This window comes from uncultured Tateyamaria sp. (genome assembly GCF_947504105.1).
Taxonomy (GTDB): domain Bacteria; phylum Pseudomonadota; class Alphaproteobacteria; order Rhodobacterales; family Rhodobacteraceae; genus Tateyamaria.
In genome coordinates this window covers 44346-62174 of the sequence record NZ_CANNGP010000015.1, presented here as the reverse complement: position 1 = coordinate 62174, position 17829 = coordinate 44346, and the positions used below count along the sequence as shown (strand labels likewise).

Here is a 17829-nt window from a genome sequence, read left to right as displayed (position 1 = left end):
AACTATGCAAAAACGAACATTCATGGCCGGATTAATGGCTACGACGATGATGGTGGCTGTGCCAGCACTGGCCGCAGACTGGGACGGACCAACAAGCGGGCCAGCGGCAGCCGACGGCAAGTTGATCGTCGTTGTTGCCGGTGACCTGAAAAACGGCGGTATTCTGGGTGTGACCACAGGTGTCGAAGAGGCCGCCGCAAAAATCGGTTGGGAAGTGCGCGTGCTGGATGGAGCCGGTTCTATCCAGGGTCGTACGGCCGCCATCGGTCAAGCGCTAGCGCTCAAAGCTGACGGGATCATTATCAATGGGTTTGACGCGGTAGAACAGCAAGCCGCTCTTGAGGGGGTTGTAAGTGCAAACGTACCCATGGTCGCTTGGCACTCTGGCCCCGTGATCGGATGTGATGCCCCGGGCGGCATCTTTGCAAACGTATCGACCGACGCCATGACCGTGTCCGAAGTGGCGGCCGAATGGGCGATCGAGGACGGGGGTGAGGATATCGGCGTCGTTATCTTTACCGACTCCACCTACCAGATTGCCATCGACAAGGCCGACCGGCTCAAGGAAACAGTCGAGGCCGCAGGCGGCAAGGTTCTCGAATACGTGGACACGCCCATCGCCGATACATCGACCCGTATGGGGCCGCTGACCACATCGCTGCTGCAGAAGTACGGCGAAAGCTGGACCCACGCGCTGGCGATCAACGACCTGTATTTTGATTTCATGGGCCCATCGCTTGCGGCGGCCGGTCTGTCACCTGACAAGGGGCCGCAAGCCGGGTCGGCTGGTGACGGATCCGAGGCCGCGTTCCAGCGTATTCGATCGAACGGGTACCAGGCGATTACCGTTGCTGAACCGTTAAACCTGCAAGGCTGGCAGTTGGTGGACGAGCTCAACCGCGCCATTCAGGGCGAAGCATGCTCGGGCTACATAACATCGCCCGCGTTGGTGACGCCGGAGGGTTTGGCGAAGCTTGGGGACAGCAACGCATTTGATCCCGACATCCCCTATCGCGAGGCGTATGCCACGATCTGGGACAAATAGTTCTCCCCCGCGGGGTCCGAGCGGCAAGGCTCGGCCCCGCACCTTATTCCGAACAGTATGGGCACGTGCGCGGCCCGTCTTATCCGTCCGACGGAGGAGTGATTTATGGCTGACATGCCACTCGTGCAGATGCGCGGGATAACCAAACGTTTTGGCGGTGTAACCGCCCTGCAAAATGTCGACCTAAGCGCCTACGCGGGCGAAGTGCTTGCGATTGTTGGCGACAACGGCGCTGGCAAGTCGACCCTGATCAAGGTGCTGACAGGCGTCTATCAACCCACCGAAGGTGACATATATCTCGACAACAGCAAGATTGAGTTTTCCAGTCATGCCGAGGCGATCGAGGCGGGCATTGATGCCGTGTATCAGACACTGGCATTGGCTGATCATCTGGATCCGGCTGCAAACATGTTCCTTGGAAATGAACTGACCAGGTCGGTGTTCGGCATGCAGATGCTGGACAACAAGCGCATGCGGTCCGAGACCGAGCGCGTGTTGATGGAGCGTCTGGGTGTAAAGCTGAAGTCGCTGGATGCGCCCACCGAAAGCCTGTCTGGCGGTCAACGCCAAGCCGTTGCCATCGCCCGCGCCGTCTATAGCGAGGGGTTGCGCGTGCTCGTGATGGACGAACCCACAGCGGCCCTTGGCCCACAAGAAACTGCGCGGACCTTGAAATTGATCCAGACGCTGAAGGCCCAGGGTTTGGCAGTGATCCTGATCAGCCACTCGCTGGATGATGTGTTCGAAGTGTCTGACCGCGTTCACGTGCAGCGTCGTGGTCAATGCGTTGGTGTTGTGAAAACCAGTGAAAGCAGCACCCAGGAAGTCCTAGGTATGATTGTCGGCGCGGAGGAAGCAGCATGAACACCGCAGCAACGAGATCCATGACCGAACGGTTGGAACCCTACATCGCGATCATCGGCCCCATGGTGATGATCCTTGCAATTCTGCTGTTCATGGGCGTTGCCGAACCGGCCCGCTATTTCAGGTTATCCAATCTGAACCTCATCCTTTTGGATGCGGCCCTTTATATGCCCATGGCGATGGCGATGACCTTTGTCATCACGCAGCGCGGGATTGACTTGTCTATCGGGTCCATCGCCGCGTTGTCGTCGATCCTCATGGCCTTTCTGATCAAGCAGTACGGCTTTTCCGTCTATGTAGCTGTGCCCATTGCAATCATGCTCGGTGCGCTGATGGGTCTGATCAACGGGCTGATCATAACCCGTTTCAACGTGCCTGACCTGATCGGCACGCTGGCAATGGATCTTGTTTATCGCGGCTTTGCGCTGGTGATTGCCAAGGGATTGGTGCTGGCCCGTTTTCCCGATCTGCTGACGGATATTGGGCGGGGGCAGATACCCGGGTTCATTCCAATCCCAGTAGTAATTGGCATTGCAACCATGGTCATCGGCTACGTCCTGCTGACCCGCAGCTATTTCGGGCGTTACACCATCGCCATCGGGTCCAACCCGGAAGCGGCTGAACTGACCGGCATCAGTGTAAAACGGCACAAGGTCTATGCCTATGTCCTTTGTGGTGCGGCGGCGGCCTTGGCCGGCGTAATGCTCACCGGCAAGTTGAACGCAATCCAGGCGACATCAGCCCCATATTTCAATCTACATGTCATCGCGGCGGTTGTTGTGGGTGGCACGTCGCTGTTCGGTGGGCGTGCGTCGATGCTGGGGTCGTTCGCGGGTGTGTTGCTCTTGTCGATGATGATCAATGCTTTGGTGACCTTGCGGATCGAGTTTTTCTGGCAATCCGTCGCGTCGGGCGTCGTGATCGTCAGTTCGGTCGCGCTCTATACATGGATGCAGAAAAAGGACCGTGACGGGGCAGGAGGCCTGCTGGCTGGTCTACAAACCCCGGACGGACAAAGGATGCTGCGCTTTTCCGCGCTGCTTATCGGCCTGCTGATTGCCCTTTTGGCGATTGGCGGACTGTTTGCAGGTGACCCGAATCCAAGCGGGTGATCTGCCAAAGCGGGGTTGGTCGGGCCGGGGGTGCAGCCCCGACACCGACCGATGGCCCCGCTCTCATTGCAAAGGGAGGAACCAAGATGAGACTTTTAGCAACCACAGCCCTGGTGGCAACAGCCCTAGCCGGGATGGCGCTTGCCGATGGGCATGCGACACTTCCGCTCAAGGAGCTGCCGGGCATTGCCGACCGCGACTATTGGGTGCCTGGTGAAGTAAATGCCAGCGGTAAGCTGGAAGCGCTGCAAGCGGTCGTCGGGGCCGAGGCGGTCGCCTTTTCCGGTACGCTCGACAATCCGATCCAGATTGCGCTGATCTACCCATCGGCAGACACGTCCGACTTCTGGGCGCGCAATTATCTGGCGCTGACAAAGCGTCTGGACCAGTTGGGTATCGCTTACGAGACGACCGAGTTCGCCTCGCGTCAGATCGAGCACTCGCTGCAATCGACGTATGCCAACCAAGTGGTCCAAGATGCCGATTTGTATGATTACGTGATCTTTGGCCCATCTGAACTGGCCATCCAGGCCGACAACATCGACAAGATGGCGGCCAATAACGATTTCAGCACCTATGTCTGGGCGTTCCACACACCGTTGAAAGATCTCGAAAACCAACCCAACGCATGGTTCGACTTCTCATCTGCTGCTGGTGCCTTAACCATGTGCGATTATATGCTGGGCCGTCTGGGCAGCGACGTGACCATGGCGATGAACCGCGGCATACCGGGCATCACCGACAACCAGCGTTCGGGTGATTTCAAAGCCTGCGTTGAAGAAAAAGGCAACTGGACCACGGTCTACGAGCACTATGGAGAGTACCAGCGCGAAGGCGGGTTTGAGGGCACATCCCTGATCTTGCAAGCCTATCCCGAGGCGACAACCATCCACAACGCCAACACCGCGATGGCGATGGGCAGCGTCGAGGCACAAGTGGCTGTTGGCAAAGAGAAAGACGTGTTCTCAACCGGTTGGGGTGGAACAGGTCTCGAGCTGGATGCCATCCGGCGGGGCGAATTGGACGCCACACCCATGCGGATGGGCGACGATGTGGGCGCCGCCACGGCCGAGGCGATCAAAGCCGATCTTGAGGGGCGCGCAGACAAGCTGCCGCTTGTCTTCCTTGGACGGATCACCGTGGCGCATGACCAGATGAGTGCAGATGAGATTGACGCGTTGGAACAGGAGGCATTCCGCTTCTCGGGCGTTGGGGCATTGAAGCGATAACAACAGTCAGGGTCATCCCTAGGGATGGCCCTGACCAAGTGTCGGTTCTGCAATTGATGGGACATCGACCATGCCTTCAGGCATCGCGGCACATCCCGTTCAGTTTCAGAACTTTGTACATTCGACGAAACCTTCTGTGTTCAGAAAATCCTGGAAATCCACTGACCGGGCCTCGCCAAGCTGAAGGACGAGGTTCAGAGAAGCAGCCTCTACCCTAGTTCTGTCGTAAGGGTCTTCGCATCTGTACTGGGTAGACCAATCACTCCACCGAACATCAAACACCGTGCGTTGATCGCTTTGGCGGTAGAAGTATCCACGAATTGACTCTTTCGCGACGATGTATCTTCCGTTGACAACTATCATGTCAGCGAACGCACTTGATGAAAAAAGACAAAAAATGACTGTAAGTGCATGAAATTTAAACACCATTTTGGTTCCCTTTTTTGAATTTCAGACCGAAACACACTGTTTGAAGCTTCTGAAAGCTAAAGCTTGTTTCGTGAATTGCACAATGCCTGGCTAGTCCAATACTCTTCCGCCCACAGAACGCAGAGCGAAAGTTCACTGCCGACGTACGGAGGTGTCCGTTTCCGCAACCCTCGTTTCTTGATGTTTCCTGCAGTCATCCTGCGCTCGGCATCAGTCTTGCGGACAATCCTCTCCAAGGTTCTGGCAACATTTTCTTATTCGGGCTTTTGTCAGCGACCCATTATTCGCACTCGCGCATATCTCCCTATTCAAATCGTTCAAAAACGGCCTTGACGCACGATGTTACCGCGAACACCCTGCGAAATATGTCTCAACCTCCGGCAAAATCAAACAGTCCAGTCACCATGCGCGACGTCGCACGCGCCGCTGGCGTATCCCGGATGACAGTTAGCCGGGCGTTGAAAAAGGACAGCCCCGTATCCAAGGACACCCGCGACCGCATCCTCAAGGTCGTGCGCGAGATGAATTATGTCCCTGATCAGATGGCAGGCAGCCTGACAACCAAGCGCTCAGGCTTTGTGGCCGTATTGGTTCCTTCGCTCAACAACTTGCACTTTGCTGAAACAGTGCAAGCACTGACCGAAGAGCTTGAGCAGATAGGTCAGCAAATCCTGCTTGGCCACACGGACTATTCGACCGCGCGGGAAGAACAACTGGTCGAGGACATGCTGAGAAGGCGGCCTGAGGCGATTGTCTTGTCCTATGACGGGCATTCGGATCGAACGTTGGAGTTGCTGAACGACTCAAATATTCCTGTGATCGAGTTGTGGGAGCGTCCAGACAATCCCGTCGGTCACACGATAGGATTTTCAAACCGGCAAGCGTCAGCAGACATGACCCGCGCTCTGATCGACCGGGGCTATCGCAACATAACCTTTGTAGGTGAGGCCGACGACGACTGGACCCGCGGAGCCGCACGACGCAAGGGGTATCTGGATGCCATGGTCCAAGCGGGTTTACCCACGAATCGAGTGCTAAAGATTGGTAAGCCGCCGTTGTCGATCGAGGAGGGGGCCGCTGCGGCAACACGTTTACTGCAGGATTTCCCTGACACAGATTGTGTGTTCTGCGTGTCCGACGCACCAGCATTTGGCGTGCTTTCCGTTATGTTGAAGCTGGGCAAGGCCGTACCTGGTGACATCGGCATCGCGGGCTTTGGCGACTTTGAAGTGTCTCGCTTTGCAACGCCTACGATCTCGACCGTATCGGTTGACCCCAAAACCATTGGACGCGAGACCGGCCGTCTGATCGGGCGCTTGCTCTCAGCGAACGAAGAAGTGAGTCGCACACTTGTATCGGTGCCCGTTGATTTGACCTTTCGCGACAGCACGAAATAACGAAACCGCTGGATTTCAAAGCATTAGCCACTTTGTTTTCCCTTGTGTTACCGGTCACAATTGTTAATGTGACCGGTAACAACAACGGAAACACGCCTATGCCAACCATTCGGCTCGACAATCTGGTAAAACGCTACGGCAACGTAGAGGTCTTGCACGGCATTGAACTGGAGATGGCCGACAACGAATTTACCGTCCTTGTCGGCCCATCAGGCTGCGGCAAATCCACAACCCTGCGCATGATTGCCGGACTTGAGGATGTGTCTGACGGCGAGATCTATGTAGACGACAAGCCGGTCAGCCATCTGGAGCCCAAGGAACGCGATCTGGCGATGGTGTTTCAAGACTACGCGCTTTATCCACACATGAACGTCGCGCAAAATATCAGCTTTGCCCTGCGCTTGGCCCGCCGCCCCAAATCCGAGATCAACGCGAAGGTCAAAGAAGTGGCTGATATGGTCGGCCTGACCGAATTCCTGGGCCGCAAACCCGGTGCACTTTCAGGCGGACAACGTCAACGGGTTGCCATGGCACGGGCGCTCGCCAAGGACTCGGGCATTTTCCTGTTTGATGAACCGCTGTCCAACCTCGACGCCAAGCTGCGCGGACAGATGCGGGCGGAACTGGCATTGATGAGCCAGCGGGTTCAGAAGAACATGATCTATGTCACCCACGACCAGATCGAAGCAATGACGCTCGCTGATCGGATCGTAGTCATGCATGGCGGCTACATCCAGCAGCAAGGTACGCCCGAAGAGTTGTTTAAACGCCCGGTCAACAAGTTTGTCGCCGGCTTCATGGGCATGCCACCGATGAATTTTCTGGACGGCCAGATCCAGGAAAGACACGGCGGTGTTTTTGTCACCGGTGATGGTTTCGACCTGCGCCTCGAGGGGGACAGGGCCGCAACAGCCAAGGCGCATGACAGTCGCGATGTGACACTTGGCATCCGACCGTCTGACCTGACCTACGAGGACAAAGCCGACCCTGCACAGTCGCTCACTCTGGATGTGCAGGTGTCTGAATATGTGGGCGCTCAGTCAGTCCTGCTGTGCAAATGCGGCTCAGCACAAGTCATGGTCGAGGTGAATTCAGAAACGCCCGTCGCCTTGGGCCAAACACTCACGTTTGCGATCAATCAGAGAGGCGTACACCTGTTCGACCGCAAAACAGAAATCGCACTTTGACACCAAAAAACGTTCTAGGGAGGAACACATGTTCAAAGGATTGAAAACCACGGCGGTGGGTCTGACGACCGCAGCCATCATGGCGGGGGCAGGCTTTGCCAACCCGTACGAAGAATACGCGGGCACGACCCTGATCGTGAACTTCCCCGCCCACCCGCACTATAACGCCGCGATGAAAGTGCTGCCCGAGTTCACCAAGGAAACGGGCATCGAGGTCGAGGTGGACCAGCTGCCATACCTCAAAATGCGCGAACGCCAGACGCTGGAGCTGGCGCAGGACGAGGGTGAATATGACCTCATTGCCTATGTTGTGTTTTCCAAGGCGGACTATGTCTTTGCCGACCAATTGGAAAACCTTGCCAAGTATTTCATGAACCCCAAGCTGGCCGACCCCAGCTATGACGCCGAAGATCTGATCGATGGCTATGTCGAAAATATTGGCGTCGCAGGTGGTACCAAAGGGTATTTGCCCGGCAAGACCGGATCGCTGTTTGGCATCCCCTTTGGCTCGGAAACCTCGGTTCTGGCATACCGCAAGGACATCTTTGAAAAGCACGGGATTGCTGAGCCTGAGAACTACGATCAACTGCTCAATGCAGCCTGCAAAATCCCAGAAGTCGAGCCTGGCATGGGTGGTATGGCGTCGCGCGCGGCCTCCGGCCACCAGGCCAGCCACGCGTTCTTGCTGCACCTCGCCCCACTGGGCGGTCGCGTCTTTGACGAAGCATGGAATCCGATCATCAACAACACCGCGGGTGTCGAAGCAGCCAACGCACTGAAAACCATCGTCGATTGCGGTCCCGAAGGTGCGATGAGCTTTGGCCCGTCTGAAGCGGCGAACGCATTTGCCAGCGGGCAGGCGGCGATGTTCATGGACTCGATCGCGTTCATGCCAGGGTTCGAAGATCCAGAGCGCAGCCAGGTCGTGGGTAAGGTTGGCTATGCCATGCATCCCGAAGGCGTGCGTCGCGGCAGCCAAACCGGTGGTTTCGGCATCGGCATCCCCAAGAACGCCGAGAACAAGGAAGCAGCCTTTCTTCTGATGCAATGGCTGACCTCCAAGCAGGGTGACCTGATGGTCGCCATGGAAGGCGGAAACCCCTCGCGCTTCTCGACCTATCAAGATGCGGGCTTGAACGAGAAGTATCCGTTCGCAGCAACCTTTGGTGAAGCTCTGAAATATGCCGATCCCGACTGGCGTCCGATCATCCCCGTCTGGGGCAAGATCAATGCTGATATCGGCACAACCATGTCCAAGGTGCTGACCGAGGACCTGGACATTCAGGAAGCGTTGGATGGCGTGGCCGAACGGACCCGCGCCGTGATGGACGACGCCGGTTACTACACCTGGCAGTAAGCCTTTCCTCCTGCTGGGGCGTGCGGTGTCACGCCCCAGCCCTTTGCCCCTGATGAGCTTTGAAAGAGTGACCCATGCGCACCGCGATGGCCAACCGACTGACGCCCTACATGTTCATGGCTCCGGCCGCGATCATCATGGCAATCGCGCTGATGTACCCACTGGGCTACATGGTCTGGGGCTCTTTCCGCGAATGGAACCCGAGCCAAAACATTGGCGAGGCCGAGTTTGTCGGCCTCAAGAATTACATCTTCCTCTGGAACGACCCGAATTTTCACGAAAGCCTTGGCGTCACGTTGCGCTTTGCATTCTTCGTGGTGACGATCGAGATGATCATCGGCGTGGGTCTTGCCCTGCTGCTCGACCGCGAAATCCGTGGCATCTCGCTCCTGCGCACCATGTTCATCCTGCCCATGATGATCGCCCCCGTCGTGGTCGGCCTGATGTGGCGCTACATGTATCACCCAACGGTCGGCACCTTTAACCGCTTCCTCGACAGTATCGGTCTGCCACGCGTGGATTGGCTGGGGGATTACGCCCTGACCTCCGTCATCATTGCCGACATCTGGCAGTGGACGCCCTTCATCTTCATCCTGTCGCTGGCCGCGCTGCAGTCTCTGCCCCGCTCCGCACTGGAAGCCGCGCGCATCGACGGCGCCACGGGATGGCAACAGATCATCCACATCAAGCTGCCCTTGATGATGCCCGTTCTGATCGTGACTGCCCTTTTGCGCCTGATCGACGCCTTTAAAGTGCTGGAAGTGATCCTCGTGATGACCGAAGGCGGACCGGGCCTGTCGACCGAAATTCTGGCCCTGCGGATCAGCCGCACTGCCACCGAATTCCGTGAACTGGGCGTTGCCGCCGCCATGTCCAACTATCTCTTGATCCTGCTTCTGCTGCTGACCGTGGGCATGTTCGCCTTCAACCGTTGGCAGGAAGCCCGCGCCGCCCGGCTGAATGCGCTGGTCGAGGAGGAAAGCTGATGTCCACCCCCAACTCCCGCGCCAACCCCGCCTTCTATGCGGTTATCGCCCTTCTGGTGTTCATGTCCGTGGGCCCTGTGATCCTGATGTTCATGAACTCGTTCAAGCTGGATGTGGACATCATCTCGGGCACCTCTGGCCTGATCTTCCTGCCCACGATCCAGAACTATGAAAAGGCGCTCTGCGATGTGCTCTGGTACGAGCCGGACCATATCGACTTCTGCTCGCTTAAATTCGGAAACGCCTTTGTCAACTCGCTGATCATCGCGCTTGTTTCGACGGCACTGACGTTGGTGATTGGGTGCATGGCGGCTTACGCGTTGGTGCGGTTCCGGTTCATGGGACGGGATACCGTGTCACTCTCCACCCTCATGGTGCGCATGGTGCCGCCTGCTGTACTGCTCGTCCCCGTTTTCGGTTTGTGGAATAACGAGTTCTGCCTTGATCGCGATGGCCTGATCGGCGGCGCGATCCGGGACACGTTTGGTGGACGGGGTGATGTCTGCCTTGCGGGCACGCACTCCGGTATCATCCTGATCTACGTGGCGATGAACCTGCCCTTCGTGATCTGGATCCTGCAGAGTTTCATCGTGCAAGTGCCGCGATCACTGGAAGAAGCCGCGCGTGTAGATGGGGCAGGGCCGTTTCAAGTCTTCTTCAAAGTCGTTCTACCGCTCATCAAGCCCGGCCTCGCCGCTGCCGCCATCTTCACCTTCCGCATCGCGTGGAATGAGTACCTGCTCGCATCCGCACTGTCGGACCGTGACACGCGCACCGTGCCGATCCTGATCGTGAACAACATGTCGGAATTCAACGTGGAATGGGGGGTCATCATGGCCACTGGCATGTTGCTGGCCATCCCTCCCATCATCTTCACCCTGCTGGCCAGCCGCCAGATCATCACCGGCATGACAGCAGGGGCGGTCAAAGGTTGATGGATTGGCTCATCGCCCCCATCGATCCCAGCCGTGCGCATGAGGTGGGGTTCGCCATCTCGTGGCACGCCCGGTCGATGGTTCTGGCCTGGGGCGTCTTGGCCCCACTTGCCGTGATCATAGCGCGGTTCTTTAAGGTCATGCCTGGGCAAGACTGGCCGCGCGAGGTCGACAACCTGGTTTGGTGGCGCAGCCACTGGATGGGCCAGTCGCTGGTTGTTGGCCTGTCTATCTTTGGCGTTGCACTTGTGCTGCCGAGCGATTTGGCGTCGATGACACTGCACAACTGGCTCGGTTACGCAGTTCTGGTCGGTGCCGGGGCGCAGGTAATTTTAGGTGTCTTCCGCGGGTCCAAAGGGGGTCCGACCGACACCCAGATGCGCGGCCATCACTACGACATGACACCGTGGCGTCGTATGTTCGAAGCGCTGCACAAAATGATCGGATACGGCGTAATCTTGCTAGCCGTGGTCACAATCCTGTTGGGCCTGTGGAAAGCCAACGGCCCGGTCTGGATGTGGCTGGTTTTGGGGGTATGGTGGACTCTGTTGGTGGTTCTATTCGTATCTATGCAACGGCGCGGCATGGCCATCGACACCTATCAAGCGATATGGGGCACGGACCCGGCACACCCTGGCAATCAAGGACCGCCTCCGGGCTGGGGCGTACACCGGTTTGGCAAGACGAAAGAAGGAAAAGACGATGTACGGAGTGATCGAGGGGACCGGGTTCGAAGTCATTGAACCCGAATTTGCGGAATGCTTCGTGGGCCACGCACGGGTCGAACGGCTCTGGACCGGCACCCGCTGGTCCGAGGGGCCTGTGTGGTTTGCCGCTGGGCGCTACCTGCTGTGGTCCGACATCCCAAACAACCGAATTTTGCGCTACGACGACACGGACGGGTCAGTCTCGACTTTTCGCCAGCCGTCCAACAACTCCAACGGCCACACGATCGATCGGCAAGGGCGGCTGGTGTCCTGTGAACACCTCGCCCGCCGGGTCACGCGCACCGAACATGACGGCTCCATTACCCTGATCGCTGACAGCTATCAGGGTAAGCGGCTGAACTCACCTAACGACGTGGTGGTAAAGTCTGATGGCTCGGTATGGTTCACTGACCCCAGCTACGGCATTCTGATGGATTATGAAGGGGACCGCGCCGACAGCGAAATCGGCGCCTGCCACGTGTACCGCGTCGACCCATCGGGCGAGATCACTGTCGCTGCCAATGACTACGTTAAACCCAACGGACTGGCCTTTTCCCCCGATGAGTCGCTGCTCTACGTCGCTGACACTGGCATCACCCACGATGCAAACGGACCCAAGCACATTCGCCGCCACATCGTGAACGCCGACGACACGCTCAGCGGGGGCGACGTGTTCGCAACCTGCACCGAAGGGCTGTTCGACGGCTTCCGCATCGACACCCATGGACGCATCTGGAGCTCTGCCGCCGATGGCGTGCACTGTATCAACAGTGATGGCACACTGATCGGCAAGGTGCACATCCCCGAACTTGTCGGGAATGTCTGTTTCGGCGGGGAAAAGCTGAACCGGCTCTTCATTGCAGGAACAACCTCGCTCTACTCGGTCTTCCTGAATGTGAACGGCGTCTCACCCATTTAGGTGCTGATCCAGCCACGGCCCATGATGCGCACCGTCTTTATCGGTACGCTCAAAGCTGTGAGCACCGAAATAGTCGCGCTGCGCCTGAAGCATGTTGGCTGTCGTGCGTGCGCTGGTCAAAGTGTCGAAGTAATTGAGCGCGGCCGCCAGCGCGGGCACCGGTTGCCCCGCGCCCATAGCCGTCACCGCTACCTTGCGCAGGCCTGCCATGTTGGTTCTCAGGATATCCGCGAAATAGGGAGCAAGGGCAAGGTTGCGTTCCGGTGCTTCGGTCAGGGCAGACGCCATGTCATTCAGCATGGCTGATCGGATGATGCATCCCTCGCGCCAGACCTCTGCGATCTCGGCCATCGGTAGATCCCAGCCGTAGTCGGCACTGGCCTTGGTTAGCAATTCGAACCCTTGCGCATAACACAGAACCTTGCCCGCAATCAGCGCTTGTTCCAGATCACCGAAAGTCAGCTCGCCGTCAGACATCATGCCACCTGTTGATCCAAACGCCTCCGCACCGGCCAGACGTAAATCGCGTGCAGCAGACATGTTGCGCGCGACAACAGCCGCCTCGATCACCGGCACTGGCGCACCCATCATTTGACTTTCGATGACCGTCCAGCGACCCGTCCCCTTCTGCCCCGCACGATCCAGAATCATGTCCAGCATCGGATGTCCTGTCTCAGGGTCTATCGCAGCCGACACCTTGCCAGAAATCTCGACCAGGTAGCCTTGCAACAGCCCTTCGTTCCACCGATCAAACACGGATCCACAGGCCGCCGCATCCATGCCCATCCCGTCGCGCATCACACCATAGGCTTCCGCGATCAGCTGCATGTCGGCGTACTCAATTCCATTGTGTACCGTTTTGACGAAATGACCGGCCCCACCTGTGCCCATGTAGGTTGCGCAGGGTTTGCCCTCATATTTCGCTGAAATCGCCTTGAGTATATGAGCGACACGATCCCATGCCGCGAGCGTACCGCCCCCCATAATCGACGGACCAAACCGCGCGCCTTCCGCCCCGCCAGAAACACCTATACCAAGGAACGGCACACCGGACTTCTTTGCCTCTGTTGCGCGACGTTCACTTTCATGGAAATTAGCGTTGCCGGCATCAATAATCATATCGTCGGCATCCAGCAGCGGACGCAACTGTTCGATCTGCGCATCCACAGCGTCACCTGCTGGCACCATTAGGATGATGTTGCGTGGGCTGGCAAGGCCCCGCACAAAGTCCTCCAACTGGGCATAACCGGTAATGCGATCGGTAAGCTCGCCCGCCTTGTCCATGAACTCGGGGATACGCGCAGCAGTGCGATTGTGCACCGCAACCGAAAACCCGCTATCAGCAATGTTCAGCGCCAACATGGCCCCCATAGTGCCCAACCCGATCACACCGATTTCTGCTGCAGACATATGCTTTCCTCTTCCAAGAGCGGCTGTTATGTTACCGATAACAAACGCTAAGGGAGGATGGAAGCCATGCATGTCGAAAAGTCACTCGTTCTTACACACGAGGGCGTGTTGACGATGCTGCAGGCTGCGGTTGTGCAGGCAGAGAAGATGGGCCAACCGCAATGTATTGTTATCGTGGATGCAAGCGGTGTCACGCTTGGGCAGATCCGGATGACTGGAGCAAAGTACCTCAGCCTGAAAAGTGCCGAAACCAAGGCCCGTACTGCCGCCTCCATCCGTACCGCCAGCGATGCAATCCCGGAACAGGTTGGTCTGTACATTGCAGCGGCGACCGACAATTCAGTCACGAGGCTCGGCGGTGGCTTGCCGATCTATGTGGACAGTACATGCGTAGGCGGTATCGGCGTGGGGTCCGGTACGCCGGACCAAGACAAGGATGTTGCAATGGTCGCGCTGGTCGCAATCGGTGCACAAGCGGAGCCGTAACGGTCGGAATAAAAACTGAATTGCTGCTAAGAAAACCTGATGAAAGTGGTACAATCAGGACATGTTTATCCCCCCGCTTTGCTGAATGGTGAGGCTGCTATTTCGAACCTTTTGCTCCAAAAGTCACAGTCTTGGCAATCTCAGGTCTTGAGCGTTACGGCGTTTACGAAAATCTCTGCATCGAACCAAATGGGTGCTACGCTTCGCCGGAAACATCACATTGAGCTCACCGGTGGCCTGATTCAAACGAAAGTGTTTGCACTTGCCCGGCTTAGTGTTGCCTTCGGCCTTTGACCGAATTCCCTTAGAAAGGCCCGAGAAAATGCATCAGGTGCGCGATAGCCATATCGATGGGCGACACGATCTACCCGCTCTCCTTTTTCAAGGTCAACACGGGCCAAGGTTAGACGCCACCTGCGCAGGTAGCTGGCGGGCGTTTCGCCAACAAGTTCAGAAAACACTTCCTTGAAACGGCTATGGGACAGACCCGCGGTCTCTGCCAGATCTGCGTTCCGCCAGTGATGCCCGGGGTTTTCATGCATTGCGACAATGGCCTGACTGATGCGCGGGTTTGCCAGACCCGCCAAAAGACCAGGTGTTGTGACACCGCGATCAAGCTGTAACCGGAGCACCCGAACAACCAAAACTTCACCCAATCGACCCAAAACTGCGGGCGAACCACACCGATTTGCCTGCTGTTCCGACGTAAGTAGCGACACAATGCTGGCAAGATCTCCTTCAGGGGCCACATGCTCAATCACCTGATCAGGCAGAGCAGCGCAAAGTGGGCTGGTTCGTGTACCGAAATCAATGTGGAGTGAAAACAACAGGTGCCGTTCACGACAGTCGATCCCGACGGCCCGCGGCGTGAACACCAAACGCTCCTCCCTGGAGGCTGGATCGCGAATGGCCGCCAGATTCGCGTCTTCAGCTGGCGCGACCGCTGCTTGAAGGCGAAAATTATTCAATAGAGAAGTTAGGCGGTCTGTTTTAGTCATTTTCGTCCTTTCAGTCGGAAAATCAAGACCAATACATCACTAAGGACGGGCATAGAGTGCGTCAAGCAACTTCAAACAATCGAAATGGAGCTCTCTAAATGCTGATGCCGCGCAAAAAAACACCAAACCTGTCTGTTGAGACATTGGATCACGGCACGTTTGATTTAACGTCTGAAACCACAGAGCGCGGGACACTGATCTGCTTTTATCGCGGTTACCATTGCCCGATCTGCGCCAATTATCTAACGGAGCTGGATCGCAAGGCGGGTGAGTTCGAGCAACGCGGCGTAAACGTGGTGGCAATCAGTTCCGATACCGAAGAACGTGCGCGGCTGATGCAGGGCAAGATCGAATCCAAAAGTCTCCGCTTCGGCTACGGATTGCCACTTGATCTGGCGCGCGACTGGGGGCTCTACGTTTCGACGTCTCGCGGGAAAACATCCATTGGCGTTGAAGAGCCCGCGCTCTTTTCAGAGCCTGGGGTATTCCTGGTCAGCCCGGATCAGTCCCTATATTTTGGTGTTGTCCAGACAATGCCATTTGTACGACCGCACTTTGGCGATTTCGTCGGTGCACTCGACTTTGTCATTGCCAATGACTACCCCGCCCGCGGAGAATACGGCGGTCCTGTGTAATGCAGCGCCGACCAACCTGCACCACCTGCTGAATAAAATACTGAAGCATTCGGCCAGAGGTCTTGATTGCCTAGCACGCTAGCCATATAAGCGCGTTTCATATCTCGGAAACGCGCTTATGACTGATACTATGGGAAAAGCTCCGCCACTGCTGGATCAACAGCTTTGCTTTGCGCTGTATTCAACATCACGTGCAATCACGAAGGTCTACGCAGATCTGCTCGAAAAACTTGGGCTGACCTACCCACAATACCTCGCAATGCTTGTGCTGTGGGAAAAGGATGGCTTGAGTGTTCAAGAGATCGCCGATCGTCTTCAATTGGAAGGCGCAACAACGACGCCTTTGATCCAACGGATCGAACGGATGGGTCTTGTACTAAAGAAACGCAGCACGACTGATGAACGCAGACAAGACGTATTTCTGACTGAGAAGGGCAGGGCTTTGGGTGTCCATGCCTCAAGCGTTCCAGAACGGCTGGGCTGTGCTTTGAACATTACAGATGAAAAAGCATACGCATTGTTGGACGAGATAAAGAGACTGCGCGCAGCCATCGTCTAGTAAATGGTGGTGACAGAAACGAATATCTCTTTGATTATTAAACGTTTCTCCTGCTCACAATTTTCCGTCGCGACATCGCTCAAACAATGCTGAACAAGGAACGACCTTCGCCGTACACTGCTGGCTGAAGATGTACTCCATTGCGCAAGTCCCGCTACGTTCACGCCAAAAAGTCGGAAAAATCGTCCGAATAGCTATTTACCTAGCCCACTAGCCTTATATATGTCTAGTGCACTAGACATATATAAGGAGATACCCATATGAAACGCCGAACTGCCCTAAGAACCCTTTCTACGGCGGTTGCCGTAGCCACCTTCAGCTTTGGATACGCCGCCCATGCCCAAGAAGACCTGACTGCCAAATCTGTTGTGCTTGTTCATGGCGCCTTTGCCGATGGGTCCGCATGGAACCGTGTGACGCCTCTTTTGGAAAAAGCCGGGCTTGATGTGATTGCTGCACAAATTCCGCTCAGCTCACTCGAAGCGGATGTTGAGACGACCAAACGAGCAATCGATCGACTGGAAGGCCCGGTCGTTCTTGTCGGGCACTCTTGGGGCGGCATGGTGATTACGGAAGCAGGCTCGCAGGATAAAGTGCACTCGTTGGTATATGTCGCCGCCTTTGCCCCCAATGAGGGTCAATCCCTTGGTGAATATATCTCCGACTACCCTCACGCCGACGGGCTGGATCACCTGGAAAAGGACACGGCGGGCTATTACCGCCTGACAGACAAAGGCGTCGCCGAACATTTTGCCTTTGATCTGCTGGACACAGAGATCGCCGCGATCGCAGCATCGCAAGGCCCAATAAACAGCGCTTCATTGGGCACGCCAGTCACGCAGCTCGCTTGGAAGGACAAACCGAACTTCGCGGTTGTCTCAACGCAAGACCGCATGACCCTGACTGAGATCCAGCGCGATCAGATTGGTAAACTGAACGCCAAATCCGTCGAAGTCGACACCAGTCATGTGCCGATGCTGACCTACCCGGAGGTCGTCGCCAACATGATCATCGAAGCGGCGAAGTAATCGCCACATACAGGGAGACCGACAATGAAAGAATTATGGACCTTTAGCCTGGCCGCACTGCTGGCTTGTTCCGGTGCGGCCTTTGCCGAAGACGCCCGCACAGGTATCTACCCCGCCGGAAACGTACCAATCGCGCCCTATTCACCGGGAATTAAAACAGCCAATGGCTTTCTCTATGTGTCAGGCCAAATTGCATACATCGGCGGAGAAATCCCAGAGCATGCACGCGATGGCGAAAATGATGTTCAAGACCAAACAAAGATCGTAATGGAGAACATCAAGAGCGTCATGGCGGAAGCGGGCTACGACTTCAACGATGCAGTCCGTGCAACCGTGTTCATAACCGATATGGACAACTATGGCGCCTTCAACGAGATCTACGGCACCTATTGGGGTGCGGACGAAATGCCCCCGGCACGTGCCGCAGTCGAAGTCGGAGCCTTGCCCGGCGGAAAACCCGGCGCACCGGTTTTGGTCGAAGTGTCGATGATCGCCTATAAATAAACTTCATTCCGAAACTGATTGGCATGACCATCTGACCCCTGA

Annotated in this window: 18 protein-coding genes; 16 read left to right on the top strand and 2 right to left on the bottom strand. The window is 56.6% G+C overall.

Annotation, left to right across the window (positions count from 1 at the left end; all coding sequences use genetic code 11):
* The first annotated feature begins 4 nt into the window (after positions 1–4).
* The 11 genes from Q1A75_RS11300 (at position 5) to Q1A75_RS11250 (ending at position 12167) form a co-directional block, all read left to right on the top strand.
* Positions 5–1045, top strand: coding sequence for a substrate-binding domain-containing protein (locus Q1A75_RS11300; protein ID WP_299546362.1), 1041 nt, complete (start codon positions 5–7; stop codon positions 1043–1045).
* Between the two features lie 105 nt (positions 1046–1150).
* Positions 1151–1909 (top strand): ATP-binding cassette domain-containing protein, encoded by a 759-nt coding sequence (locus Q1A75_RS11295; protein ID WP_299546360.1) that lies wholly within the window; start codon positions 1151–1153, stop codon positions 1907–1909.
* On the top strand, positions 1906–3021 hold the full coding sequence (locus Q1A75_RS11290; RefSeq protein ID WP_299546358.1) for an ABC transporter permease: 1116 nt from the start codon (positions 1906–1908) through the stop codon (positions 3019–3021). The genes Q1A75_RS11295 and Q1A75_RS11290 overlap by 4 nt, the downstream gene beginning before the upstream one ends.
* A gap of 86 nt (positions 3022–3107) precedes the next feature.
* On the top strand, positions 3108–4250 hold the full coding sequence (locus Q1A75_RS11285) for a substrate-binding domain-containing protein (RefSeq protein ID WP_299546356.1): 1143 nt from the start codon (positions 3108–3110) through the stop codon (positions 4248–4250).
* An 833-nt stretch (positions 4251–5083) separates the two neighbouring features.
* The gene (locus tag Q1A75_RS11280) at positions 5084–6076 is read left to right on the top strand and encodes a LacI family DNA-binding transcriptional regulator (protein WP_299546354.1); all 993 of its coding nucleotides are present in this window, start codon (positions 5084–5086) and stop codon (positions 6074–6076) included.
* 98 nt (positions 6077–6174) lie between these two features.
* Positions 6175–7263 (top strand): sn-glycerol-3-phosphate ABC transporter ATP-binding protein UgpC, encoded by a 1089-nt coding sequence (gene ugpC / locus Q1A75_RS11275; protein WP_299546352.1) that lies wholly within the window; start codon positions 6175–6177, stop codon positions 7261–7263.
* Between the two features lie 28 nt (positions 7264–7291).
* The gene (locus tag Q1A75_RS11270; RefSeq protein WP_299546350.1) at positions 7292–8620 is read left to right on the top strand and encodes an extracellular solute-binding protein; all 1329 of its coding nucleotides are present in this window, start codon (positions 7292–7294) and stop codon (positions 8618–8620) included.
* 74 nt (positions 8621–8694) lie between these two features.
* Positions 8695–9606, top strand: a complete 912-nt coding sequence (locus tag Q1A75_RS11265; RefSeq protein ID WP_299546349.1) for a sugar ABC transporter permease — start codon at positions 8695–8697, stop codon at positions 9604–9606.
* Positions 9606–10541 (top strand): carbohydrate ABC transporter permease, encoded by a 936-nt coding sequence (locus tag Q1A75_RS11260; protein WP_299546348.1) that lies wholly within the window; start codon positions 9606–9608, stop codon positions 10539–10541. Before Q1A75_RS11265 ends, Q1A75_RS11260 begins: the two co-directional genes overlap by 1 nt.
* Positions 10541–11284: a cytochrome b561 domain-containing protein gene (locus Q1A75_RS11255; RefSeq protein WP_299546347.1), complete on the top strand. Its 744-nt coding sequence runs from the start codon at positions 10541–10543 to the stop codon at positions 11282–11284. Before Q1A75_RS11260 ends, Q1A75_RS11255 begins: the two co-directional genes overlap by 1 nt.
* The gene (locus tag Q1A75_RS11250; protein ID WP_299546346.1) at positions 11244–12167 is read left to right on the top strand and encodes an SMP-30/gluconolactonase/LRE family protein; all 924 of its coding nucleotides are present in this window, start codon (positions 11244–11246) and stop codon (positions 12165–12167) included. Before Q1A75_RS11255 ends, Q1A75_RS11250 begins: the two co-directional genes overlap by 41 nt.
* Here Q1A75_RS11250 and gndA read toward each other — a convergent pair.
* Entirely contained in the window at positions 12156–13577 is a 1422-nt protein-coding gene (gene gndA / locus Q1A75_RS11245; RefSeq protein ID WP_299546345.1) for an NADP-dependent phosphogluconate dehydrogenase, read from the bottom strand. The genes Q1A75_RS11250 and gndA overlap by 12 nt on opposite strands.
* A gap of 66 nt (positions 13578–13643) precedes the next feature.
* Between gndA and Q1A75_RS11240 the strand changes: the two genes are divergently transcribed.
* The gene (locus tag Q1A75_RS11240) at positions 13644–14063 is read left to right on the top strand and encodes a heme-binding protein (RefSeq protein WP_299546343.1); all 420 of its coding nucleotides are present in this window, start codon (positions 13644–13646) and stop codon (positions 14061–14063) included.
* A gap of 242 nt (positions 14064–14305) precedes the next feature.
* Here Q1A75_RS11240 and Q1A75_RS11235 read toward each other — a convergent pair whose 3' ends face one another.
* Positions 14306–14938, bottom strand: a complete 633-nt coding sequence (locus Q1A75_RS11235) for an AraC family transcriptional regulator (RefSeq protein WP_299546342.1) — start codon at positions 14936–14938, stop codon at positions 14306–14308.
* 221 nt (positions 14939–15159) lie between these two features.
* On the opposite strand from Q1A75_RS11235, the gene Q1A75_RS11230 reads away from it, so the two are divergent.
* The 4 genes from Q1A75_RS11230 to Q1A75_RS11215 all read left to right on the top strand — a co-directional run bounded on the left by Q1A75_RS11230 (position 15160) and on the right by Q1A75_RS11215 (position 17787).
* On the top strand, positions 15160–15696 hold the full coding sequence (locus Q1A75_RS11230) for a peroxiredoxin-like family protein (RefSeq protein ID WP_299546340.1): 537 nt from the start codon (positions 15160–15162) through the stop codon (positions 15694–15696).
* A gap of 118 nt (positions 15697–15814) precedes the next feature.
* Positions 15815–16255 (top strand): MarR family transcriptional regulator, encoded by a 441-nt coding sequence (locus tag Q1A75_RS11225; RefSeq protein WP_299546338.1) that lies wholly within the window; start codon positions 15815–15817, stop codon positions 16253–16255.
* Between the two features lie 260 nt (positions 16256–16515).
* Entirely contained in the window at positions 16516–17283 is a 768-nt protein-coding gene (locus Q1A75_RS11220) for an alpha/beta hydrolase (RefSeq protein WP_299546336.1), read from the top strand.
* Positions 17284–17307: 24 nt separating this feature from the next.
* Positions 17308–17787 carry a Rid family hydrolase gene (locus Q1A75_RS11215; RefSeq protein WP_299546334.1) on the top strand — a complete coding sequence of 160 codons (480 nt, stop codon included), beginning with the start codon at positions 17308–17310 and terminating at the stop codon, positions 17785–17787.
* The last annotated feature ends 42 nt before the right edge of the window (positions 17788–17829 follow it).